This is a genomic window from Agaribacter flavus, from assembly GCF_042646125.1.
In the GTDB taxonomy this organism is placed as follows: Bacteria; Pseudomonadota; Gammaproteobacteria; order Enterobacterales; family Alteromonadaceae; genus Glaciecola; species Glaciecola flavus.
Genome location: NZ_JBHRSW010000006.1, coordinates 53,799 through 79,215 on the forward strand (window position 1 = coordinate 53,799; position 25,417 = coordinate 79,215).

The window sequence follows — 25,417 nt, forward strand, 5'->3', positions numbered from 1 at the left end:
TTCTAGCTCTACAACCATTAGGAAACCATAAATGTCAGAACGCTCGACAGAATCGACGCCAGAGTTTAGTCACCTACTCGCGCAAACTAAAGAAAAGCAGAGACTAGAACAGCATCAAAATGCAAGCAATCAGTGGAAAAAATGGGGCCCATATTTGAGTGAGCGGCAGTGGGGCACTGTACGCGAAGATTACAGTGCGAATGGCAATGCTTGGGACTATTTACCGCATGACCATGCGCGAAGTCGCGCCTATAGATGGGGAGAAGACGGCATTGCTGGCTTTAGCGACTTTCGGCAACGCATTTGCCTGTCCTTAGCTTTATGGAATGGTCAGGATCCAATACTAAAAGAGCGCTTATTTGGTCTAGCAAACGAGCAAGGTAATCACGGAGAAGATGTCAAAGAGTTATATTATTATCTCGACGCTAGTCCTAGCCACTCTTACCTCAAAATGCTTTACAAGTACCCACAAGCCGCCTACCCCTATGCTGAACTTGTGGAAAAAAATCGGCACCTGAGCAAACAAGAAAAAGAATTCGAACTCCTAGATACAAATGTGTTCGACGACAATGCCTATTTCGACGTATTTGTAGAGTACGCACAAGCAGCACCTGAGGATGTGTTGATGCGTATTAAGGTTCACAATCGAGGGAGTAAAGCAGCGAAAATACACGTTCTCCCGCAGCTAACCTTGAGAAATACTTGGGCTTGGACGAAAAACATGGAAAAACCAAGTTGTATCCAAGATACAGAAAACAGTATCCGCATCACCCACCCCGATTTGGGCGAATATTATTTTTATACCGAGAATTGTGATCACTTACTTTTCACAGACAACGAAACAAATACGCAAAAGCTATTCAACAAACCAAACGACGCAAGTTATGTAAAAGACGCTTTTCACGAATTCATCGTAAATAAACGAAAAGACAGTGTTAATCCAAGCAACTCCGGCACTAAAGCAGCGGCGCTTCATGAGCGAACAGTGCCTGCGCAAGATCATATTGAGATTTACGCACGGATATCTAAAAAGGCACACGCTGAGCCATTCGCTGGCTTTGTTGACATAATAGCTGAAAGAAAGCAGGACACGGATACATTCTACGACGCTCTACAAGAGAATATGGCAAGCGAGCAAAGACTTGTGCAACGACAAGCTTTGTCGGGACTTATTTGGAGTAAACAGTTTTATTGCTTTGATGTGCATCGGTGGTTAAAGGGAGACGAAACGCAGCCAATACCAGAACAACATCGCGAGCATATTCGCAATGGCGAATGGAAGCATCTTTACAATGCCGATATTATTTCAATGCCCGATAAGTGGGAATATCCTTGGTATGCGGTATGGGATTTAGCCTTTCACTGCATCCCTTTCGCTTTGATCGATCCTGATTTTGCAAAACGACAAATGCTGCTGTTTACGCGTGAGTGGTATATGCATCCAAACGGACAAATACCCGCTTACGAGTGGAATTTTAGTGACGTTAACCCGCCCGTTCATGCTTGGGGAGCTTGGCGCGTATATCAAATTGATAGAAAGCAAAAGGGCAAGGGAGATCGTGTTTTTCTTGAAAGTACCTTCCACAAACTGATGCTCAATTTTACGTGGTGGGTCAACCGTAAGGACAATGACGGACTCAACATTTTCCAAGGTGGTTTTTTAGGTCTAGACAATATTGGGGTGTTTGACCGGAGCAAGCCTTTGCCTACTGGGGGTTACATCAATCAAGCTGACGGCACCAGTTGGATGGCAATGTACAGTTTAAATCTCATGCGCATTGCGCTTGAATTGGCAATAGAAAACCCAGTCTACGAGGATATTGCATCAAAGTTCTTTGAGCACTTTTTACACATTGCTGGCGCGATGACCAACATTGGCGATAGTGACATTTCGTTGTGGGACGAAGAAGACAAGTTCTTCTACGACGAATTGCGTTTGCCCTCTGGCGAGCTTATTCCTTTGCGCGTAAGATCGATGGTCGGCCTCATTCCTTTATTTGCTGTCGAAGTCCTAGACGCAGAACATATCAATCGCTTTCCGGGCTTTAAAAAGCGTTTAGACTGGCTGCTGGAGCACAGACCAGAGTTAAATAAACTTGTGCCAAGGTGGAGCGAGCCAGGAAAAAAAGACCGACGCATGTTTGCGCTAACGTCGGAAAGAAAAATCCGCAGTATTCTACAACGCGTGTTAAACGAAGAAGAATTCTTATCCGATTATGGTATTCGGGGTATGTCGAAAGCGCACGAGGCGTCTCCCTATGTATTCAAGTGTAGTGGCGTCGAAGTCAATGTCGCATATGAACCAGCAGAATCCCAGAGTGGTTTATTTGGTGGTAACTCCAATTGGCGAGGTCCTATTTGGTTTCCACTCAACTACTTGCTGATTGAATCACTACAAAAATTTCACCACTATTTTGGCGATGAGTTTACGGTTGAATGTCCCGTTGGCTCTGGGCAACAACTCAACTTAAATCAGGTAGCGGAATTTTTAAGTGAACGATTGTCACAAATATTTTTAAAGGGGGAAGATGGTGCTAGAGCGGTCTATGGGCACCGTCCAATAATGGATCAAGATCCGTATTTCAAAGACCATATACTGTTTTACGAGTACTTTGACGGCGATACTGGGCGTGGGGTTGGCGCAAGCCATCAAACTGGTTGGACAGCCTTGGTTGCAAAGCTATTGCATCCCAAGGCTAAAATTCAGTGATCTACACCATCTACGGTCATTCGAAATGATAAGCACTAGACGTAAAAACTTCAGGAACCACAACATTTTTTGAATTTCTTTGCACTGCCACACAAGCATTGGTCATTTCGTTTTGGCTTTACTTCACCTGAATCCTTGTGAATATAGCCATCGGTGTAACGCCATTGCTTGTTCTCCAACACAAAATTAGATGTTTCGTGCAGCACGTAAAATGACTTCCCTACTTGATACCAAGCTTTAAATTCGACAGTGTTAATATCACTAGCAAGAACATCTAAAGACAGCCACTTAGTTCCTTCGTTAGACTGGCGGATTGCATTTTCATTTAGTTTAGTGGATTCTTGCTGGCAATATGTGTCAACAACATAGCGGTAAGACTGAATTTTGAATGCCACGAAGCGAGACCGCATAAGTTGCTCTGCAGACTCAGCAAATTTAGTCCCATTAATTAGAGGCAAACAACAAACGTCAATTTGTTTAACCGAACCGCAAGGACACGGCGTATTAGTTTGGCTTGAGCGGTGTAATTTCAAATAATCATTCCTCGAGGCTACTTATCTTCGTATTTCAAAATTTCAGAGCTCCGCAATAAACTCACACCATGCAAAACAACTGTGAACGACCAAGTATTTTACATCAAAGACGAGAGAAAACTGTAGAAACAGAGAAAATTCAAAACTTGGCTTTTTGCACCAAAAATCGCGCAACCGCACCAAAGCAGTGCAAAAAAATGAAAGATTGGTGAGCGCTCTTGCTTTTCAAAACCAATATTTACAAGCACTTATAAATTGGTACAATAAGTGCTACGAGTTCGTGAACATTTTGAAATCTGACTCAAAAAAAGTGGTAAGCACTCACGGCGAGTGTCACTTAACGAATTTTCTTGAAATAGCAATGTTGCTATTTCAAACGGCATCGAAGCCCGCAACTACGCACATTTAAAGAGTGCAATAGTTCGCGGGTTTTTTTATGCCTGATTTACAAGGGTATATGCATGACTTCTTCAAACACACCTTTAAATATAGTGGTTGTTGGCAACGGAATGGTTGGACATCACTTTGTTGAGCAGCTCCACCAGACGCTGCCTTCTGCGAAAATTACCGTACTCAGCGGAGAACCTCGCTTAGCCTATGACCGCGTGCACTTATCTGAGTATTTCTCAGGGAAAAGTGCTGAAGAACTCGCGATGACAACACCTGAGCTATATGACAGCTGGGGCGTAGAACATCACTGCAATGCTTTTGTAGACAGTATTGATAAAGCAACCAAAGTAGTCACCACTAAAGCTGGTGAATCTTATAGCTATGACAAGCTCATCCTTGCTACAGGCAGTTATCCATTTGTACCCCCTATTCCTGGTCATGAACAGGAGCACTGTCTGGTCTACCGTACCATAGAAGATCTTGAAGATATCGAAGCGAGTGCCGCAAAAAGTAAAGTCGGTGTAGTCGTTGGCGGTGGCTTACTAGGTCTCGAAGCGGCAAACGCGTTAAAAGAAGCAGGCCTCGATACTCACGTTGTTGAATTTGCGCCTCAACTAATGGCGGTACAACTTGACGAAGGCGGCGGCCGCTTGCTCAAAAATAAAATCGAAGATTTAGGCGTCAAAGTGCACACAAGCAAAGCCACCTCAGAAATTGTAGCCGGTGAAAGCCGTCGCTACCGGATGAATTTTCAAGGCGGTGATTTTTTAGAAACAGATTTAATTCTGTTTTCTGCAGGTATTCGTCCGAGTGACCAACTTGCGCGAAGCTTTGATTTAGACATCGGCGAGCGCGGCGGTATTGTAATTGATGACAAATGTAAAACCTCTGATCCTGACATTTATGCGATCGGTGAATGTGCTCTCTGGCAAAATCGCATCTTTGGTCTAGTCGCACCCGGCTACACAATGGCGAGAGTAGCGGTTAGTGACTTAGTGGGTGGCGACTTGGCCTTCGAAGGTGCAGATATGAGCACCAAATTGAAGTTACTCGGCGTCGAAGTAGGTTCGATTGGAGATAGCCACGCAAAAACCCCAGGGGCATTGAGCTACACGTACGAAAACCAACCACAAGGCATATACAAAAAAATAGTGGTTGATGAGGCTAATAATACCCTTTTAGGCGCAGTTTTAGTTGGCGATACCGGCGAGTTTGACACGCTATTACAATGTTCACTAAACGGCATAGAGCTGCCTGAATTTCCAGAAACACTCATTTTACCCTCTACAGAAGGTGCCGCTCCCACACTTGGCGCCGATGCGCTGCCTGATTCGGCGAGTATTTGTTCCTGTCACAATGTCACTAAAGGTGACATCATTGCTACTATCGACGCTGGTACAACCGACTTTGCAGGCATAAAATCGTGTACCAAAGCCAGCACAGGATGTGGCGGCTGTGCTGCCCTGCTAAAAAATGTCGTCGATGCCGAGTTAGAAAAACGCGGCGTCGAAGTGAAAAAAGATATCTGCGAGCATTTCGCTTATTCGCGCCAAGAAATATTTCATTTAGTTAAGGTAAATAAGATTCAGACCTTTGATGATTTGCTTGCTAAGTACGGCAAAGGTTTGGGTTGTGATATATGTAAACCCGCAGTCGCGTCAATTTTAGCGTCTGTATGGAATGACTATATTCTCGAACCTGACCACGTCAGTCTGCAAGACACCAACGATACCTATTTAGGCAACATGCAAAAAGACGGTACTTACTCAATTGTACCTCGTGTTGCCGGCGGTGAAATCAAGCCAGAGGGCTTAATCTTACTGGGTGAAATCGCTAGAGACTACAAATTGTACACCAAAATTACAGGTGGTCAGCGTATCGATTTGTTCGGTGCAAAAGTTGACCAATTACCTGAAATTTGGGGAAAGCTCATTGCTGGCGGATTTGAAACGGGCCACGCTTATGCTAAAGCCCTACGAACCGTAAAATCTTGTGTAGGAAGTACTTGGTGCCGTTATGGTGTGCAAGATTCTGTTGGCGCAGCAATAGAAATTGAAAACCGATACAAAGGCTTGCGCGCTCCACACAAAATGAAAATGGCGGTATCTGGTTGTACGCGTGAATGTGCAGAAGCACAAAGTAAGGATGTCGGTATCATTGCGACTGAAAACGGCTGGAACCTATATGTCTGTGGCAACGGTGGAATGAAACCTCGCCATGCTGATTTGTTTGCTACTGACTTAGATAAAGAAACCTTAATCAAATACATTGACCGCTTCTGGATGTTCTACATACGCACCGCTGATAGATTGCAACGGACAGCAACGTGGATGGATAATTTGGAAGGTGGCTTAGACTACTTAAAAGATGTGATTATTAACGACTCACTCGGCATAGCTGAAGAACTCGAAGCGCAAATGCAACACGTCGTGGACACTTATCAATGCGAATGGAAAACGGCCGTTGAAAATGAAAACTCGCGCAAGCGCTTTAGACGTTTTGTAAACTCCGAATTGGAGGATAACAGCGTGGTATTCGTAGAAGAGCGTGGCCAAATTCGACCCGCTACAGAAGCAGAAAAATTGGCTGACATAAAAGTAATCGACACCACTGAAACAAGCGAAGTCTAAGGAATTCATTATGAGTATTGAATGGCACAATGTCTGTGGTACAGACGATTTAGTTACAAACAGCGGTGTTTGTGCACTATTAAATGGTCAACAAGTCGCGATTTTTAAAGTAGGCAAAACGGCTACTGATGGTATTTTTGCTGTTGACAACTTTGACCCAATAGGAAAAGCGCAGGTCTTGTACCGAGGGATCATCGGCAGCATAGGTGACAAAACAGTTGTTGCCTCACCACTGTACAAACAGCACTTTGATTTAAGCAGTGGAGAATGTTTGGAAGCGCCTGAACACAAACTCAAAGTTTGGCCTGTTCGAGTAGAAGGCAATAGTGTACAACTAGGTACTGGCGCTTAGTAATGAATGCAAGTGTAAGCAATACCCTCTCCTCAGAAAAAACCTCCCACACCACTTGTCCGTATTGTGGTGTGGGCTGTGGTGTAGAAGTTACGGTGAGTGAAACAGAGAGTGGTCAACAATCACTGTCTCACCTTGAGGGAAATAGGCAACACCCAGCTAATTTTGGACAGCTGTGTGTAAAAGGCAGTAATTTGTTAGACACAAATGACCTGTCAAACCGATTACTTCATCCAATGATCGAGGGTGAACGCGTTAGTTGGCCGGATGCTTATCAACACATTGCTGACAAATTTACTGCTATCATCAATGAATACGGTTCTGATGCCGTAGCTTTTTACGTATCGGGGCAACTACTTACCGAAGATTATTATGCAGTTAATAAACTGGCTAAAGGGTATTTAGGTACGGCAAATGTAGATACCAATTCGCGTTTATGCATGTCGTCGGCAGTCAGTGCTTATAAGCGAGCATTTGGTGAAGATATTGTTCCCTGCGATTACCAAGATCTTGAAAACACGGATTTACTGGTACTCATAGGCTCTAACGCTGCTTGGACACACCCCATTTTGTTTCAGCGTATGGAAAAAGCCAAAAAGCTAAATCCAGAAATGCGTATTGTGCATGTTGATCCCAGAGCTAATGCCACATCTTCGCTCGCTGACCTGCATTTAGGCATCAAACCAGGTTCAGATGCTTATTTGTTTAATGGTTTGTTGAACTATATTTCAAAAAGTCATGCCTTTGACCGTGCCTTTGTGGAGTCTCACACGAATGGCTTTGATGCGGCATTATCAAGTGCTTCGTTGAGTATTGAGGAAGTAGCATCTCATTGTGACATCGACGCCAAGACTGTAAAACAATTTTACGAATTGTTTGTTAGTTCACCGAAAGCCATTAGCTTTTACAGTATGGGAATCAATCAATCGAACTCTGGCGTGGATAAGGCAAACAGCATTATCAACTGTCATTTAGCGTCTGGAAAAATAGGAAAAGAAGGATGTGGTCCTTTTTCTATTACCGGTCAACCCAATGCAATGGGAGGTAGAGAAGTAGGTGGCTTAGCAAATATGCTGGCTGCACACATGGATATAGAAAACCCAACACACAAAGCACGGGTTAAAGAATTCTGGCAGTCACCAACCATTGCAGAGCAAGGAGGACTAAAAGCCGTCGATCTGTTTGATAGCTTAGAAAATGGCAAAGTTAAAGCTGTTTGGATCATGGCAACCAATCCTCTGGTCAGTATGCCAAATCGCAATAAGATTGAGCGTGCATTGAAAAAAGCTGAGTTAGTTGTAGTGTCTGATGTCGTATCTGAGAATGACACCTTAGCTTATGCTCATGTTAAATTACCGGCGACTGCATGGTCAGAAAAAGACGGCACTGTGACTAACTCAGAACGCCGAGTATCGAGGCAGCGTGGCCTACTCATCCCACCTGGTGAAGCTAAACACGATTGGCAAATTATTAGTGAATTTGCTCAGGCTATGGGCTTCAAAGAAGGCTTTAATTACACACACCCTTCGCAAATTTATGCTGAACATGCCGCTTTGTCTGGCTACGAAAACGATGACGAGCGTTATTTTAATATTTCAGCACACAAAAATATATCACTGAACACATACAACAACATGAAGCCTTACCGCTGGCCACTACCTGAAGTCGGTGCAACACAAAACAGTCTCCCAGATAGTAAACGCGTGTTTTCAGACGGTAAGTTTTACACCGAAAATCGCCGAGCTAATTTCATCCCGATAGATCCTAGAATACCTGAGCAATGCACTTCTGATGACTATCCCTTTGTGTTGAATACCGGCAGGCTACGCGACCAGTGGCACACAATGACTCGCACAGGTAAAACAGGAAAGCTCGCACAACATATTAGCGAATCGTCTATTTATATGAGAGCAGAAGACGCGGCCAAATTGAGCGTTAGCGAGGGCGAATGGGTACACATTAGTTCGGCTATGAGCCAAGCGGAACAAGTATGTCTGCCCGTCAAGATAGATGAAAAACTACGTCTGGGCACATGTTTTGCGCCTATACATTGGAATCAAACCTTCGCTTCTTCAGCGTCAATAGCACGTCTATTTACCGACGCCAGAGATCCTTTGTCAGGTCAGCCCGAACTCAAGCACGCAGCCATTAAAATTGAGAAATCGCCTGTTGTGCAATATGTGCAGGTTTTCCAATCCAAGATAGACGTACTTGAGCTCAAACAATTGTTTGATCACTGGCAAAAGTCTGTCCGTGATGACGTAGAGTGTTTCACCGCAGCGCTTACCCAAAAAGAGTCGACCGCCAGTAGTATTTTCAACAAAATCGTCACTGAGTTTAGTCACTTAGGATGCCAGATATACTCTCGCATAGTGAATAGCTTAAGTATCATTGTTGTCAGTAAAGATGAGGTCATAAAAGCGGTGATTGTCATGAGTGATAAACCAATAAACTTAGCACAAGATTGGTTAGCTCAACAGATATATAAAAATATAGAAGAAATTGACTTACCTTCCCTATTACGAGGTATACCGGATGAATCTTTCACACTAGGTCGGCAAGTATGTAGCTGTTTTAATGTGCGAGAAAAAACCATTGTAAACGCAATAAAGTCGGGATTTGCTAGTGTTTCCTCACTCGGCGATAAGTTAAAATGCGGGACAAACTGCGGCTCCTGTAAATCAGAGCTAGCAGAGCTCGTCAAAACACATAGTGGGAATATTCCTATTTCTGTCGTGACCGAAGTGCATGACTCCGAGGATGTCGTTTGATGAAAGCCTTCTCCCCTGCTCGCGTAAAGTTTTCTCAATTCTTCAGTGGTCTTGATGGTCTACTTTCAAAACTTACGCCTTTGCTTAAAAATAGCAAAGGGCTTGAAAGCGATAAAGGGCAAAGCATACCGAAAGGAAAAGTCTTTATAGTAGGCGCCGGACCAGGCGACCCTGAATTATTAACTCTGAAAGCCGCACGCTTGATACAAAACGCCGATGTTATTCTCTATGACGCCTTGGTCAATGACGAAATTTTAAAGCTAGCGCAAAAAACCGCATTGTGCCAATACGTTGGAAAACGAGCTGGACAACACAGTATGCGTCAAAAAAACATCTCAGAATTGATGGTCGCTCATGCTCTAGAGGGCAAATCGGTTGTTAGAGTAAAGGGTGGTGATCCTGGGCTTTTCGCCCGCAGCGCAGAAGAATGCATCAAACTTGCTGAGAAAAACATTCCCTTTGCTATCGTGCCCGGTATTACCGCGGCCTCCGGAATGTCTGCTTATACGGGTATTATGCTAACGGATCGCGATTATGCGCAGTCGGTACAATACATTACGGCGCGTTTTCAAAACGAAGCAGATGAGCCAAATTGGCAACATATTGCTGCCCACGCTGAAACACAAACTACCGTGTTTTATATGGGTGTACAACGCCTTTCCCTGATTTCCGAGCGCTTGTTGGAAGCCGGAATTGCACCTGATATGCCGATGCTCCTTTGCGAAAAAGCAAGTCAAAAAGAACAAAAGCTGATTGTATCTACCGTGTCGTCTTTGGCAGAAAAAGTGGCAGGTAAAAATATCACGGGACCAGGTTTAATTGTGCTAGGACGGACTTGCCAAAGAAGGCATAATGTCGAGCAAGCATTAATGGAGAACCATGACTTATATCTATGATCAAAGACTACATCAAAAAAATTGGCCGAGGAAAAGGCGCCGGACAATATTTGAGTTTAGAAGAAGCCGAAACGGCTATGAACCATATACTGTCAGGCGAAGCCAGCGAAGCACAAACCAGTGCATTTTTGATGTTACTTAGGTACAGAGAAGAATCGGTAGAAGAAATAGCAGGCTTTATCAAAGCCTGCAGAAAACACAATCCTAGCTTGCAACACCTTGCCACCTCCATTGATCTTGATCTTCCGGTTTATGCAGGCAAAAGAAGACACATACCTTGGTTATTGCTCGCTGTATTTGTTTTAGCGCAAAACGGTAGAAAGATATTTTTGCACGGCACCCAAGAGCCAGACTCTAAAAGACTGTATATTGAAGATGTACTCAGTCAATTTGGTTATAAAGTCGCAAGCCACACTCAGCAAATAGACGAACAACTAAATACGCTTGGGTTTTCATACGCTAATTTACACACCTTAAACCCTAATTTAGACAAACTCATACAAATGCGCGCTTTTTTGGGTTTGCGCTCCTGCGCGAATACCCTAGCTCGTATGATAAATCCTTTACAAGCTCCCGTTAGTTTACAAGGAGTGTATCACAAAGGCTTGGATATAAGGCATAGTCGCGTTGCCACACTACTGAATGACCCACGCATTGCCGTCTTTCGTGGAGAGGGTGGCGAAAATGAGTGCAACCCCGAACGCCCATTTGCATTAATTTCTACTAAAGGGCAACAATCAACATCAATAGACTGTCCTGCTTTACTCGAACAATGGACAATCAAACCCAAACTGATGGATGTACAACAGCTCAAACACTTCTGGTGTGAGGATAACGCAGGCGGGGCACTAAACTCAGAATATGCGCATGCAGCAGTCACAGGTACCTTAGCAATAATGCTTGTCGCTCTGGACGAACTAAATTTTAAAGAGGCCAAAACTCTAGCAGACGCGCTATGGTCAAAGCGAAGTAAAGTTTGGCCCTTGCACAACTAAAGGGCATTTCAGGCGCAAAGCGTTTGATCATTTAAACGATTAACGCGATAATTTACCGAAATACGCGCAAGTCATCCATTGGTAAGAAATTTGCTTTCTTTTTAAGCAGTATTTATTGAAAGCGATTATTTATGGCGTGAGGGACACCCAAGTAAAGTAAAACCGCTGCGAGTACATCCATGTACGCTTGTATTTTTCTTCCGTGAAAAATACATTTTACTTTACTTGGGTGTCCCTCACGCCATAAATAATCGCTTTCAGACTCAGCATGTGACTTCTTAAGTTTCTAACATCGGTGTTTTTTGACTACATGGATTCGAATTCAACAAAATTTGAACTTTCTATCTTACTGATAGACGACAACAAAGAGCGCGCAGAGTCTATCCAATCTGCATTAGACAATTCTCGCTACTGTATCAAACACATTACTAGCCCTAAATTCGGCTTGCTAAAATTGGTTGACGAATTTCAACCTGATATGATTGTTATAGATATTGAATCTCCAAGTCGGGACATGCTCGAAAGTTTGCATACAATCTCAGCGTTCAATCCAAAACCAGTCGTAATGTTTTCTGAGAAAGAAGATACTGAGACCATTAATCTATCAGTCAAATCAGGGGTGAGCGCCTACGTTGCAGGGGATACTGATCCCGCCAGAGTACGTGCGATTTTAGATGCTGCTGTCGCGCGTTTTGATGCATTTCAACAGTTACGACAAGAATTGGATGACACTAAGCAAGCATTGGAAGCGCGTAAAACCATTGATCAAGCAAAGCGCTTATTAATGGAACAAAGCGGCTTGAGTGAGCAAGAGGCCTACAAGCGGATGCGTAAAATGGCTATGGATGCCGGCCAAAAACTAGAAGAAGTCGCCAAAACCCTCATTGCTGTCATGCAAAATATGAAGATAGGATAAATAATGTCTAGTCCCGATTTAAACATCGGCTATATGCCACTCAACGATGCTGCCCCCTTGATCATCGCGAAAGAATTAGGTTTTTTTGAGCAAGCTGGTTTAGAAGTGCAACTTCGCAAGCAAAATTCTTGGGCAACACTGCGAGATAAATTACATGTTGGCCTGCTAGATGCGGCACATATGTTAGCACCTATGCCAATAGCTAGTTCACTAGGATTAGGCTGTCAACCAACGGCGGTCGTAGCCCCGCTGATCATGAGCCAAAACGGCAACGCCATCACTTTATCCAATCAGCTAATTGAAGAAGTTAAAAAAGCTAACAATCTCAAAGATCTAGTTTTTCCGATGTCATCTGAATTGTTAGTACCACTCATCCAAAAAAGAAAGTCTCAAGGCAGTGCAAAACTGCAATTTGCTCATGTTTTTCCATATAGCTGCCACTACTATCAGCTGCTAGATTGGTTGCGACAAGGCGGTATTGCGCTTGACGAAGTAGAAGTACATGTCATTACACCCGCCGATATCGTCGATGCAATGCTAAATAATGACATCGACGGCTTTTGTGTTGGCAGCCCTTGGAATGCGAAAGCGGTTAGAGCAGGAGTCGGCGTCACGGTGACCACCTCCTTTGATATATGGGGCAATGCACCAGAAAAGGTACTTGGCATACTCAAGACACGATATGAAGAAGAACCAGCGCTTTTCAAGCGTCTTATCGATGCGATCACAGCTAGCTGCGAGTGGCTCAGTATTTTACCCAATCGCTTTGAAGCCGCACTCATTTTATCAAAAACCAAATATCTAGATACGCCTTTAGAAGTGGTAGCGCCTTCTCTAATTGGAAGCTGCCTAACCAAAACCAATACCACGCCAAGAGAATTACCCTTATACAACGTGTTTGGTTCCAGTGAAAACGATAACGTAATCGACACCAACATTGAAGACTTCGAAGCCTTACAAAAGCACATGCTATTTGCAAAACAAATTCATAATGAAGTACCTCAATCTCATTTATTTGAAATTTTTAAGCCTTCAATGAAAGGTTAATAAAAGGTTAAATAATCACCTTTGTTGTGCGTGTTGCACCATTATCATGATTGCATATAAGGTGCATCATCTTGGTGAATATACTAAGTTGTTGTTTTAATTGATATATAAATACTGGCACGCAGAATGCTTTACGTTCAATGAGTTTACACCCCCCTGTGTAAATCTAATAACTAAAATTTAGGTTGTATTTGCAAAGAAGCTTTTACGGCCACGGCATTGTAGCCCATCAAGATATCGTGAGATGTCTTGCTGGGCTTTTTTTTTGGCTATAGAGGATTGAAAAATGAAATTGCATAAACGACTTTCGAGTAGCTTAGTATCAGTTAGCTCGAAAGTATCTACACTACTTATCTCATGTACAGCGGCACTTTCTCTCTCAGTGTCAGCAAATGCAGAAGAATTGGGCTGGCCAGAAAAAGAAGAATTAAAGTTCGGTTTCATTAAGCTAACGGATATGGCGCCACTCGCCGTTGCCTACGAAAAAGGATACTTCGAAGACGAAGGTCTTTATGTCACCTTGGAAGCACAAGCCAACTGGAAAGTATTATTAGACCGCGTAATTGATGGTCAACTAGATGGTGCCCACATGCTTGCAGGTCAACCACTTGGTGCTACGATTGGCTTTGGTACACAAGCCCACATCATCACTGCGTTCAGTATGGATTTAAATGGTAACGGTATTACGGTATCCAATGACGTGTGGGCTGAAATGAAGAAGAATATTCCTCATGAAAATGGCAAGCCTGTGCACCCAATTAAAGCCGATGCCCTTAAACCTGTCGTAGAGAAATATAAGTCTCAAGGCAAGCCGTTTAACATGGGGATGGTATTTCCTGTTTCTACGCATAACTATGAGCTTCGTTACTGGTTAGCCGCTGGCGGTATCCACCCTGGTTACTATGCACCGCACAAAGGTGACACAAGTGGCCAGATTGACGCAGATGCATTATTGTCAGTTACGCCTCCGCCACAAATGCCAGCCACCATGGAAGCAGGCACCATTTATGGTTACTGTGTAGGTGAACCTTGGAACCAACAAGCTGTATTTAAAGGTATTGGTGTACCTGTTATCACCGACTATCAGATCTGGAAAAACAACCCAGAAAAAGTATTTGGCGTGAGCAACGAGTGGGCTGAAAAAAATCCAAATACGCACATACGTGTTGTAAAAGCGATGATCCGCGCGGCAATGTGGTTGGATGAGAATAACAATGCGAATCGTCCTGAAGCAGTAAAAATCCTAGCAAAAAGCCAATATGTTGGTGCTAACGAGGAAGTTATCGCTAACAGTATGACAGGTACCTTTGAGTTTGAGAAAGGCGATAAGCGCGAAATTCCTGACTTCAACGTATTCTTCCGTTACAACGCTACCTACCCGTACTACAGTGATGCTATTTGGTACTTAACGCAAATGCGTCGTTGGGGACAAATCGCGGATAACAAATCAGATGATTGGTATATGGAAACAGCTAAGCGTGTGTATCGTCCTGACATATATGCCGTTGCTGCTAAAGCGCTAATCAAAGAAGGAAAAGCAAAAGCAGCTGACTTCCCTGATTTTGCTAGCGAAAGTGGGTTCAAACCACCACAAACAGAGTTCATCGACAACATCACCTTCGATGGCTCTAAACCAAACGCTTATCTAGAACAGTTTGCGATTGGTTTGAAAGGCGACACTAAACTTTAATCGATGACAGCAATAGGAGTCATCAAATGATAGATTCAACTAACACACACAACGTAAGCTCACTTTTTAGCAACGTTAAAAGCAAACTCTCTGGAGAAAAAATGAATAAAGTAGCAATGAGTTTTGTTCTCCCCATACTCGGGTTAGCCTTCTTCGTAATGCTATGGAGCTTAGTCGCTAAGAACATCAATACTTCGCTAGGCCAGTTCCCTGGCCCTGCGCAAGTAGCTGAGCAAGCAAGCGCCCTCTGGCAGGAGCATAAAGCAGAATCTGAAAAAGCCGACGCTTTTTACAAACGTCAGGAAGAGCGCAATGCTCAAAGAATGGCGCAAGACCCAAACTATGAGCCAAGAATTCGCGCCTATACAGGTGCACCTACATTCTTTGCTCAAATTTGGACAAGTTTGTACACTGTGTCAGTCGGATTTGTGCTTGCGTCAATCATTGCTGTTCCACTTGGTATAGCTTGTGGACTTAGCAAATCTGTATATGCTGCGTTGAATCCTATCATTCAAATATTCAAGCCAGTGTCTCCGCTGGCTTGGTTACCACTCGTCACGATGGTCGTGAGTGCTGTTTATGTCAGCTCTGACCCGATGTTTTCAAAATCTTTCGTTACCTCTGCGTTTACTGTTGCTCTCTGTTGCTTGTGGCCCACATTGATCAACACCGCTGTTGGGGTATCAAGTATTGACAAGGATCTGATCAATGTATCTAAAGTCCTTCGATTAAAACCTTTGGCTCACGTCATTACTATTGTGCTGCCCTCATCGATACCAATGATATTTACTGGCTTAAGACTATCACTGGGTATCGGTTGGATGGTTTTGATCGCAGCAGAGATGCTTGCACAAAACCCAGGCCTTGGAAAATTCGTGTGGGATGAGTTCCAAAACGGTAGTTCAAACTCATTGGCACGTATCATGGTTGCAGTCATCACGATTGGTATTATTGGGTTTCTTTTAGACCGTTTAATGCTTCTTCTTCAACAAAAAGTCAGTTGGGATAAGAGCGTAGAATTACGCTAGTACTAACACACTGCTTAAGGAAAAATTATGGATATTGATAATCATTTAGAACTTACGCAAGTTGGTATGAAGTTTCCAACACCAAAAGGCGAATTTGTTGCACTAACTGACGTAAACTTAAAAATCAAAAAAGGCGAGTTTATTTCCCTTATCGGTCACTCTGGTTGCGGAAAGTCAACCGTTCTCAATGTTGTTGCAGGTTTATATAAAGCAACAGATGGGGGTGTCATTCTCGATAACACAGAAGTAAATGAGCCTGGTCCAGAGCGTGCAGTTGTGTTCCAAAACCATTCATTGTTGCCTTGGTTGAGCGTATACAAAAACGTAGAACTGGCAGTGAAGCAAACGCGTCAAGGACGCACTAAAGCTGAAATGCGCGAATGGGTAGAACACAATCTTGAGCTTGTTCACATGACGCACGCTAAGGACAAATTACCCTCTGAAATATCGGGTGGGATGAAACAGCGCGTAGGCATTGCAAGAGCCCTAGCGATGGAACCAAAAGTACTGCTCATGGATGAACCGTTTGGTGCATTGGATGCATTGACACGCGCGCACTTACAAGACTCGCTGATGGACATACACAAAGAGTTAGGAAATACCGTCATCATGATCACACACGATGTAGACGAGGCAGTTCTGCTGTCTGATCGCATTGTCATGATGACCAACGGTCCTTCCGCAACCATTGGTGAAATCCTTGACGTTGATCTACCCAGACCAAGAAATCGCATTACCTTGGCAGATGACCCTGCATATAACCACTGTCGTCATGAAGTACTGAGCTTCTTGTACGAAAAACAGCGAAAAGTGGAAAATGTAGCGGATCATCAAAAAAAGCGTGAAGACAGTTCCGAAGATAAAAAAGCCTCTTCAGCTGCTTGATCGCAAATATAACAAGAAATACTACACTTAACATTGAAACACACCGCCCTTAGCCACTCTCACGAGTGGTGACGGGCGACTAACACTCACTGAGGACTATTATGAACACTTTTTCAAAACGCGTATTAGCGGCATGTGTAACAACTGCTCTTCTGGGCGGTCTTCAATCAGCGCAAGCTAACGAAACAGTATACGATGCACTCGCTAGCAGTAAAGCATTCGGTAGCTTTGACTTACGCTACGAAACTGTCGAACAAGACAATGCACGAAGAGATGCCAGCGCACTCACCCTTCGTTCTCGTTTTGGTTTCAAAACCGGTAGCTTCAAAGGTTTTTCTGCGCATGTAGAAGCAGAAGACAACCGAATTGTATTGGGTCAAGGTGACTACAGTGTGCCATTCACTGGATACAATGGCGCCGAATACTCAGTTATTGCCGATCCTGAGCACACAGAACTTGATCAGGCATTCGTTCAGTACAAAGGCGGTAAATCAACTTTTAAAGTAGGACGCCAAGTTATCACTCACGATGGGCACAGACACATCGGTCACGTTGGCTGGAGAAATGACCGTCAAACATTTGATGGTGTGCGCTACGTTTATGCTGATGACGCGTTTAGTTTCGATTACAGCTATCTGACTCAAATAAATCGAATTTTTGCAGAAGCAGCCGACTTTGACGCCAATAATCACTTGATCAGAGCTAGCTACAAAACCAGCCTAGGAACAGTAGCCGGTTATGCGTACTTATACGATCATGAAAACCAAGCAACGGGTGCGACCATTTTTGACGCAGAGACTTATGGTGTGCGTTTTAGCGGGCAACAAAAAGCAGACAATGTAAGCTATTTGTATGAAGCAGAATATGCTACTCAATCAAATGGCGATTTTGATGCTGATTACCTTCACCTATCAGGTGGTGTGGGCTTTAGCGGCGTGACGGCAAAACTTGGTTATGAAGTACTGGGTTCTGATGACGGACAGTATGGCTTTGCTACTCCTCTTGCTACATTGCATAAGTTCAATGGTTGGGCTGATATTTTCTTAGGCACAGGCGCTGCCGGTCTAAAAGATACCTACGTTAGTTTAGGCGGCAAATTAGGCCCAGGAAAATTCTTGGCCGTTTACCACTCTTATTCTGCAGACGTATCGTCAGAAACAATGGATGACCTTGGTTCTGAAATCAACCTCCAATACTCTGCAAAAATCGGTAAAAACTACAGCGCTGCGATTAAATACGCGAGCTATTCTGCTGATGATCGCGCAGTAGACACAGACAAGTTGTGGATATGGTTCAATACTAAATTCTAATCTTTTGTCGCAAACCGTGTTCTCTGCGGCAACTTAAAGCTTAGTATTTACTTTCTAGCGGTGCTTATGCACCGCTTTTTTTTGCTTAAGTTTCCCACATTTTACTTTTTGAATACCATCACATCAGTGTCTTCAAATACTACCGAACGCCCGTACTTTTTAGCGATGAAACGAAACGTAGCTTTGCAGTAAAAAGCAATGTGGGTAGGATCATTCTTGTAGTGCCAAGTAGTAAATCGGTCTTTATCAATCAATAACTTGGTCATCACAACGGCAATTCCCGCCTCAGTTAGCAGAGAAAAGATTTGCTCAAACCCTAATTTAGGCGAAGCAAAGTGCTCAACCACTTCAGTACAAGTAACAAAGTCGTATTCATTTGCCAAGCATGCGCTGTCAGAAAAATAATAAGGGTCATAGATATCCATTGGGTAGCCCAAACGTTTCATTTCACAGGCGAGTGCGGGAGCGGGGCCACAACCAAAATCTAGGCCGCAAACAGTGTCCTCCGACAAGGCTTTTACATGCTTTATTAAAGGGTGGATACTACGATACAAAAACCGTAAATATCCCTCATCGTTCAGTGCATTTTCATGTTTGTCGTATTCCGCTTTTTCATCTTCTTTTGATAAATGGTATTGCGGGGGCACAAAGACCAATTGGCAGTTTTCACACTGATAATACTCTCGACGCTTATCCGCATGATAAAAATCTGTATTTTCACCCAAACACAAGGGGCAATGACTCTGTTGTTTCAATTGTGACAATCAATAATACTCAATTTTTTTGGGTATTATTGACTGCCATCCAATAAAAGACAATCTACCAAGGTCTGCTGACCCTAGAAACTGATTGAAAAGCCGAAAGAGGGAAATACGCCTATCCCCTCTTCGGCACCAATGGTGTAATTTGACAAGGTATCTCCTTCCTTTGCTTCGTAGTAGTAACCAGATATATTGTCGCTGGCAAGCGCATTTATTAAGGCAAAGGTCCATGTGGCATCGTAACCGTAATAACGGGTGACGTAATCAGCTTGCAAATCCAGACGACTGTAATTAGGTAGTTGTCGAGAATTTAATTCTCCGTAAACAGGCAAAAAATTATCGGGAAAATCAGGGTTTTGCTTAATCGCAATAATTGGAGAGTATCTCGCCCCGCTTCTAAAGGTATAACGTAACCCCAATGACCAAGAATCTGATAAATCGATATTGTAAACCCAATTTATTACTACTGGTGTGTCGAGCTGATAGCGATTTGTCACTCTCGTTATTTCATCGGTTCTGTCACTTGTTGACCAACTGACAGACAACCAAGTATGCCAGTCTTGATTGCCTTTCGCCTTTTCTAACAAAAGCTCCAGCCCTTTTGCTTCGCCAGATACATCATTCGTATACCTCCGTTGCGCAATATCTTTATCTAGCTCAATAGCCCTAGGGTAATGAATGATATCTTTAAAATAAGCCTCTGCTGATAGGGACCATAAATCGTCAATAGACCAGTTTGTGCCAACGGCTAACTGAGAAGATTCAATCGGCTTCAAATCTGGATTACCTAAAAGTCGAACAGTATATTCAGCTTCCTGCAATTGACTATACTTGCCGGCTCGGAAGTGAAAGCGCAGATCATTCCGAGGCATCCAATTCAGCCTCACGCGAGGCATAATATAACGTGAATCTGAGTAGTTTTCTTTTTCTGCTCGTAGGCTACTCGTTAATTGCCAATCTGGGTGTAAAGTCCAAGTATCCTCTATATATCCTGACATAATGGCAATGTCTAAGGTGTCTCTATCTTGAATTCTGTCGCCCTTTTGATCAACGCAATTGTTTGTCTGTTCAGTACAAAAGTAAGGTATCAAATTAATGCTGTAGTCGACCTTGCGCTTTTCTATGTCAAGCCCCGCTTTTAGACCATGCCGTTTAAACCTATTTGTTTTCAAATAAGTACGGAATAACCATGTATTTTCGTCCACATCAATAAATTGATTGTCCCCAAAGTATTCGTTTTGCGTTTCTGAGACATGAGATACGAGTGAAGAAAACTGATACTGACGATTGGGGAAAAAATCCCATCGGATACTTTGGCTATCAAAGGCAGTTTTTCCAAAAGCATCGCCAACAATATCAGGATCAGTGCGCCCCTCTTCTGACTGTTCTGAAAAGCTCAGGCCTAACTTGTCGCTAGCGCCGCCGAGGGAAAATGTTATTTTATGACTATCGCCGATTAACCATTGGTATTTTCCTTGATAATCATCGCTTATTGGTGCTTCAAATACCTTGACTCCTTCATCTTCATCCCCCTCAGGAAAAAATAGCTGCAACAAGCTATGACGATACGAAAAATAAAATGCCTGATTGTTCGTTACCGAGCCTTCAGTAAAAACACCGACTTTTAAAAAACTGGCGTCTAAAGTTGTCTTTATATTTTGATGCCGAGGGTCTCTCAATTTCACATCAAATACCCCTCCGGTTGCATCGGAATAAGCAGCACCATATGCAGCAGAGTACAAATCGAAAGAACGCACAAGATTTTTGTTGAATATACTGTCACCAAATAGATGAAATATGTACTCGACAGGACTATCGTCGACAAAAAAAGCATTGTCATCAGGTGAAGAGCCTCTGATTGCAGGTTCTCCTCCGTAGTCACCACCTCCATAAACGACGCCGGGAAGACTAAAAATTGCGGCCAACGGATCGTTATCTATACCCGCTGTGGCCAGTAGCCGTTGCGTTTCTTCTGTTGGCTCAGTACTGGGACTATTTCGGCTTCCCCTCACGTGTATTTTTTCTATACTGCTAGGTGTTTGTTCCGTTTTCAGCTTTTTTTTTTGTGAGCTAGTTAAAAGCGTTGTAGCATGAGATTGACTAACTGCATGAGATGAAAAACAAGCACATAGAGCAGCTGTGATAGCAGTGTAACGCATGATTGATTCCCATTATAAAAGTGTGTTTTCTGGGAAGAATTTTACGGAATGCAAAACAACTGTCTGTTGTAAAAGTGTTGATGGAACATAAGTTTTCTTACAAAGTTTAAACACTTTTGCGGATAACACATATGTAAGCCATCACAGTATATTGTTAATATACAATTTCGATTTACTAAGGCAGAACGGGGATTATCCTTTGCGACCAATCGCCTACTAGAATCATAATTTGTTTTTCATGGATGAAAAACAAATTATGATTCTAGTAGGCGATTGGTCGCAAAGGATAATTCCCTTATCTATTCTGGAGAGAATGCGTATCTTTTCAATACAAAATAAAATTGGAGGCTTGCTTTGCCTGATGATGATGTCAGGGTTCGCCGCAGCCTCTTCAGATACTGATGACGGATTGCAATGGAATGTTGAAATCGCTGCTGCGCTCATTTCTGATCCATCAAACATTATTGGTGCTGAACAGAAAGACGCGTCAAATTATTTGGGCGCAACGGTCATTCTCGATCTTTATTACAAAGGTTTTTTCATTGAGTCCAATCGCCATCGACTCAACTATCACTTATTGCCGACTGACATCGGCTACGAACTTGTCTCTGCCGAAGACTATGAAATCGACTTACTCGCTCGCTCTTACATCAAAGGATTCAACGAGAGGAGTGCTGGCCTTATTTTCGATAAAAGTATTGAAGAACTCAAAGGCATTGACTCAAGAGACGAATTCCTCCTGCAAGGACTTCGATACACAGCTTATTTAAATGAAGACGTGTATTGGCTGAGTTTTGGTATAGATATACTTGATGGTGTGCACCATGGCTGGGTGCTCGACGGTTTTTACGCATCGACCTACCATCTAAGAAACTGGGACGTGCAACTGGGTGCAGGTGCAACCGTTTTTTCAGCCAATATGAACCAGTACTACTTTGGTGTTGAAACACATGAAATCAGCGAAAACCGGCCTTATTATTCACCAAACGCTGGCTACAGAGGAGAACTAGAAATCAGTGGACGATACCCAATTAGCGAAAGCTGGCTATTAACCACTGGTCTTACACTCAGTCATTACTCAAAAAGCATTTTCGATAGTCCGTTAACGACTAGAAGAAATGTATTGCGCTATGTGCTAAGTGTGAGCTATGTATTTTAAATATTTCAGTTTCATTCTATTGCTATTGGTTAGTGCTGCCTCAAATGCCGACAATAGCGATTTAACATTATCGGCACATGGGCTTGAGATAAAACCCAATAAATGCGTTGCCTTAAATGAAGGGCGGGCATGCTACACAGAGGTAAGTATTTCATGGCATACCGAAACCGCAGACGAATATTGCCTCATACAGATCAATTCGCTTGCCGAAGAAAAGCAATTTGGCTGTTGGTTCGCGCGTAAAAATGGCACTATAACGATAGACTTAGCGCTTGAGCACAGTGTGGATTTCCAATTAGTACGCAAAAACAATCAAGAAGTACTTGCATCAACGACGTTTCAGGTCAGTTGGTTGTATGAGTCTAGGCCAAGAAAACGCCGTTGGCGGTTGTTTTAAAAAAGTGGAGTCATAGGATAGCCCATGAAAGAGTATGCAAAAATATTACTGGTTGAAGATGATGCTTCGCTCGCACAATGGGTGAAAGAATATTTGCAACAACAAGGTTTTTTGGTCGATCACTTAGCTTCTGGCGATATCGTTGTCGAGCACCTCAACAAGGGAAACTACGATTTAGTGTTACTGGATGTGATGCTGCCGGGTCTTGATGGCATAGAGGTGTGTAAACAAGTGCGTCGTTTCTCTGCTATTCCAATTATCATGATGACGGCAAGAGCGGACGAATTTGATGAGGTTATTGGTATTGAAGTTGGTGCAAATGATTACGTTATAAAGCCTGTCAGGCCTCGTGCACTCTTAGCCAGAATCAAGGCAATGTTGCGCAATCTTAACAATACCTCCGACATTCACCTACCGGTAAAAGAACTAAAATTTGGTGAATTATGTCTACATTGGGATTTTAAGCGTGTTGATTACAAAGGGGAACGTATTGACCTGTCAATGAGTTTGTTTTCATTGCTTTGGCTGCTGGCATCAAATGCAGGTAAAGTCGTCGATAGGGATCTCGTTTTTCAGGAATTAAAGGGGAGAGAGTACGATGGCCTCGATCGTCGCTTTGATGTCATGATTTCTACTTTGCGACGCACTTTTAACGATAATCCGCAAAAACCAGAAAAAATCAAAACGGTCTGGGGTAAAGGTTATTTATTTGTACCCGACATGTGGAACGACTAGTGATCTGATCAACATATGAAGAAGATTTATCTCGGCATCGTATTGACCGTAGTGATGGCTCTATTTGTAGTTGGATGGGCAATCGATCAATTTGCAGCATTTAACATGGACGAAAAAGACAACGATGCAAAAATTTACGACAGTCTAATACGCACGCTTGCTATTGCTTTGGACGAACGACCTGAAACAGAGATATCTGCCTATCTCAAGCTTGTTTCAAATGAAACGAGCTTAAATTTTAACATAGAACAACTAGACAGTATTGCTTTGCCCTCAAGCCTGCGCGACACGCTTGACAAAGCAGAGGTACTCAGTCTGCAAACTGAAGCCAGTATTTTTTACCTATACAAACTTAACACTCACCCCAATACCCTGTTGAGCCTCACCGTACAAAACACTAATGAAGAGACAAGTTATGTCAATCTTGCCCTGACGCTAAGTTTATATATTGGTATTTCGATTGCCTTGATCGCTTGGTTGTTACCCCTTACGCGCAGACTTTCAACTTTGGATGCCACTGCCGATGCATTTGGAAAAGGTAAACTAGATAGCCGAATCAAACCTGTATCTTGGTCATATATTTCAAGTATTGAAAAGAACTTTAACCGTATGGCCACACAAATAGAAAAGCTCGTTGCAGATAACAAAATGCTGGCGGGTAGCTTGTCTCACGACCTTCGTACACCTCTGTCCTGCTTGCGCTTTGGTATTGAGGCAGTGAAAGATTGCGATAGTGTTGCTGAACAAGCAAGTATATTTGAACGCATCGACGACGAACTAAATAGAATGGAAGCTATGCTCGATGCATTTTTAAACTACGCGTCGATGGAACGCCAAGGTATCAATTTGAATCTCTCGAATGTAGATATTGGGCAACTACTGATGGATTTACAAGCTGAACTCTCCCCTTTAGCCCAATCTAAAGGTATAGAAATCAAAATACATCGCGAGATGGATATCGCCATTGAAGTAGATCGGCATTGGTTGGGGCGTGCGATCATGAATTTGATAAGTAATGCAATCGACTATGCAAAAACTGAAATAACTGTTGAGGCAAGTTGTAGCCATTCACGTTTTACCCTGTCTGTAAAAGATGACGGAGAAGGCATACAAGAAAGTGCGATACAAACTATATTTGAGCCTTTTACTAAAGGGGATAGTGCGAGAAATAGAGCAAGCAACAAATTTGGCTTAGGATTAGCCATTGTTAAACGCGTTGTTGAATGGCACAACGGACAAGTAAAAGCCGCAAATATAGCCGCCAAAAACGGAGCGTGTTTTAGCTTTAGCATTCCCTTACAACAGGGCAATGCAACTTAGGACGGAGCCCCCTAAAAAAACAGCCAAACTCAAAAGAGTTTGGCTGTTTTATCAAATTTTAAAATACGACTATCTTATAAAGATTAGTCTGCAGACGGACGAACAATAACGTCACGGTTTGCGTATTGTTTAACAAACTTTTTAAGAGGCTTAAAGTTACACATTACGGTTTCATTTTCAAAGCCGTACTTTTGTCTTGCTGCATCTTCACCTAATACAACTGCGTCCATACATAGTTTTGACTCGACATTGCTGTTTTCTGCTACAAGGGCAATCACTTGCTCAGCTTCGTCTTCACTTGATTCTACATGATACTGCTTGGCAAAAGACGTGATTGACATGCCGTTACAGAATACTGAGAACACAAAACGTTTATAGTTTTGGTTGTTTCCTTCAATAAAATCCTTGGCCGCATCCATACCATCAACAGCAGCAATTTTACATGCTTGGGTTTCAAAGTTGTCATCCACTGCTTTGAATACAACATTTGAAGCAGAAGCACTAAGTGAAGCAAATGATAAAACAGCAACAGTAGCGATTGTAGATAGTTTCATAGGTGGCTCCTAAAATTTCAAAAAAATATATTTAATTACTTAACTGACTATCATTATCGACAAAAATTTCGATTGCTCAAGCTTTTTCTGTAATTAAATTACACTTTTTGTATTTTTTTTCATCAATAATACAATGCAATGTAATTTAGCTACATTATTTAACATTCGCGTAAATTATA

The 25,417-nt window shown here is 42.8% G+C and carries 20 protein-coding genes; 16 read left to right on the forward strand and 4 right to left on the reverse strand.

The window, feature by feature from the left end; genetic code table 11:
• The first annotated feature begins 31 nt into the window (after window positions 1-31).
• Window positions 32-2,710 (forward strand): MGH1-like glycoside hydrolase domain-containing protein, encoded by a 2,679-nt coding sequence (locus ACFOHL_RS04525; RefSeq protein WP_376919014.1) that lies wholly within the window; start codon window positions 32-34, stop codon window positions 2,708-2,710.
• A gap of 50 nt (window positions 2,711-2,760) precedes the next feature.
• Here the strand turns inward: ACFOHL_RS04525 and ACFOHL_RS04530 are convergent, their stop codons facing one another.
• Window positions 2,761-3,243 (reverse strand): YchJ family protein, encoded by a 483-nt coding sequence (locus tag ACFOHL_RS04530; protein WP_376919015.1) that lies wholly within the window; start codon window positions 3,241-3,243, stop codon window positions 2,761-2,763.
• A 461-nt stretch (window positions 3,244-3,704) separates the two neighbouring features.
• Here ACFOHL_RS04530 and nirB point away from each other — a divergent pair, with 461 nt between their 5' ends.
• From nirB to ACFOHL_RS04585, 11 genes are all read left to right on the forward strand, one after another.
• Window positions 3,705-6,263, forward strand: a complete 2,559-nt coding sequence (gene nirB, locus ACFOHL_RS04535; protein ID WP_376919016.1) for a nitrite reductase large subunit NirB — start codon at window positions 3,705-3,707, stop codon at window positions 6,261-6,263.
• A gap of 10 nt (window positions 6,264-6,273) precedes the next feature.
• On the forward strand, window positions 6,274-6,615 hold the full coding sequence (gene nirD, locus ACFOHL_RS04540; RefSeq protein WP_376919017.1) for a nitrite reductase small subunit NirD: 342 nt from the start codon (window positions 6,274-6,276) through the stop codon (window positions 6,613-6,615).
• Window positions 6,616-6,617: 2 nt separating this feature from the next.
• Window positions 6,618-9,386: a nitrate reductase gene (locus ACFOHL_RS04545; RefSeq protein WP_376919018.1), complete on the forward strand. Its 2,769-nt coding sequence runs from the start codon at window positions 6,618-6,620 to the stop codon at window positions 9,384-9,386.
• Entirely contained in the window at window positions 9,386-10,282 is an 897-nt protein-coding gene (gene cobA / locus ACFOHL_RS04550; protein WP_376919019.1) for a uroporphyrinogen-III C-methyltransferase, read from the forward strand. Before ACFOHL_RS04545 ends, cobA begins: the two co-directional genes overlap by 1 nt.
• The gene (locus ACFOHL_RS04555) at window positions 10,279-11,277 is read left to right on the forward strand and encodes a glycosyl transferase family protein (RefSeq protein ID WP_376919020.1); all 999 of its coding nucleotides are present in this window, start codon (window positions 10,279-10,281) and stop codon (window positions 11,275-11,277) included. Before cobA ends, ACFOHL_RS04555 begins: the two co-directional genes overlap by 4 nt.
• A gap of 310 nt (window positions 11,278-11,587) precedes the next feature.
• Window positions 11,588-12,193 (forward strand): ANTAR domain-containing response regulator, encoded by a 606-nt coding sequence (locus ACFOHL_RS04560; RefSeq protein WP_376919021.1) that lies wholly within the window; start codon window positions 11,588-11,590, stop codon window positions 12,191-12,193.
• A gap of 3 nt (window positions 12,194-12,196) precedes the next feature.
• On the forward strand, window positions 12,197-13,240 hold the full coding sequence (locus tag ACFOHL_RS04565) for a CmpA/NrtA family ABC transporter substrate-binding protein (RefSeq protein ID WP_376919022.1): 1,044 nt from the start codon (window positions 12,197-12,199) through the stop codon (window positions 13,238-13,240).
• Between the two features lie 286 nt (window positions 13,241-13,526).
• The gene (locus tag ACFOHL_RS04570) at window positions 13,527-14,930 is read left to right on the forward strand and encodes a CmpA/NrtA family ABC transporter substrate-binding protein (RefSeq protein ID WP_376919023.1); all 1,404 of its coding nucleotides are present in this window, start codon (window positions 13,527-13,529) and stop codon (window positions 14,928-14,930) included.
• Window positions 14,931-15,031: 101 nt separating this feature from the next.
• Complete coding sequence (locus ACFOHL_RS04575; RefSeq protein WP_376919243.1) at window positions 15,032-15,958, forward strand: ABC transporter permease; 927 nt, start codon at window positions 15,032-15,034, stop codon at window positions 15,956-15,958.
• Window positions 15,959-15,985: 27 nt separating this feature from the next.
• A complete protein-coding gene (locus ACFOHL_RS04580; protein ID WP_376919024.1) occupies window positions 15,986-16,843 on the forward strand; it encodes an ABC transporter ATP-binding protein in 858 nt (285 codons plus the stop codon).
• Window positions 16,844-16,944: 101 nt separating this feature from the next.
• The gene (locus ACFOHL_RS04585) at window positions 16,945-18,153 is read left to right on the forward strand and encodes an alginate export family protein (protein ID WP_376919025.1); all 1,209 of its coding nucleotides are present in this window, start codon (window positions 16,945-16,947) and stop codon (window positions 18,151-18,153) included.
• A 101-nt stretch (window positions 18,154-18,254) separates the two neighbouring features.
• Here ACFOHL_RS04585 and ACFOHL_RS04590 read toward each other — a convergent pair whose 3' ends face one another.
• Together ACFOHL_RS04590 and ACFOHL_RS04595 are read right to left on the reverse strand one after the other, a co-directional pair.
• The gene (locus ACFOHL_RS04590; protein ID WP_376919026.1) at window positions 18,255-18,917 is read right to left on the reverse strand and encodes a methyltransferase domain-containing protein; all 663 of its coding nucleotides are present in this window, start codon (window positions 18,915-18,917) and stop codon (window positions 18,255-18,257) included.
• 74 nt (window positions 18,918-18,991) lie between these two features.
• Window positions 18,992-21,073, reverse strand: coding sequence for a TonB-dependent receptor plug domain-containing protein (locus tag ACFOHL_RS04595; protein WP_376919027.1), 2,082 nt, complete (start codon window positions 21,071-21,073; stop codon window positions 18,992-18,994).
• 313 nt (window positions 21,074-21,386) lie between these two features.
• Between ACFOHL_RS04595 and ACFOHL_RS04600 the strand changes: the two genes are divergently transcribed.
• Genes ACFOHL_RS04600 through ACFOHL_RS04615 form a run of 4 tightly spaced genes read left to right on the forward strand, consistent with a single transcriptional unit; the run spans window position 21,387 to window position 24,684 of the window.
• On the forward strand, window positions 21,387-22,232 hold the full coding sequence (locus ACFOHL_RS04600; protein WP_376919028.1) for a MipA/OmpV family protein: 846 nt from the start codon (window positions 21,387-21,389) through the stop codon (window positions 22,230-22,232).
• The gene (locus ACFOHL_RS04605; RefSeq protein ID WP_376919029.1) at window positions 22,222-22,629 is read left to right on the forward strand and encodes a DUF3019 domain-containing protein; all 408 of its coding nucleotides are present in this window, start codon (window positions 22,222-22,224) and stop codon (window positions 22,627-22,629) included. The genes ACFOHL_RS04600 and ACFOHL_RS04605 overlap by 11 nt, the downstream gene beginning before the upstream one ends.
• Before the next feature lie 24 nt (window positions 22,630-22,653).
• Window positions 22,654-23,364 carry a response regulator gene (locus ACFOHL_RS04610; protein ID WP_376919030.1) on the forward strand — a complete coding sequence of 237 codons (711 nt, stop codon included), beginning with the start codon at window positions 22,654-22,656 and terminating at the stop codon, window positions 23,362-23,364.
• Between the two features lie 15 nt (window positions 23,365-23,379).
• Window positions 23,380-24,684, forward strand: a complete 1,305-nt coding sequence (locus ACFOHL_RS04615) for a sensor histidine kinase (RefSeq protein WP_376919031.1) — start codon at window positions 23,380-23,382, stop codon at window positions 24,682-24,684.
• 83 nt (window positions 24,685-24,767) lie between these two features.
• Here the strand turns inward: ACFOHL_RS04615 and ACFOHL_RS04620 are convergent, their stop codons facing one another.
• A complete protein-coding gene (locus tag ACFOHL_RS04620) occupies window positions 24,768-25,238 on the reverse strand; it encodes a DUF3718 domain-containing protein (protein ID WP_376919032.1) in 471 nt (156 codons plus the stop codon).
• Between the last annotated feature and the right edge of the window lie 179 nt (window positions 25,239-25,417).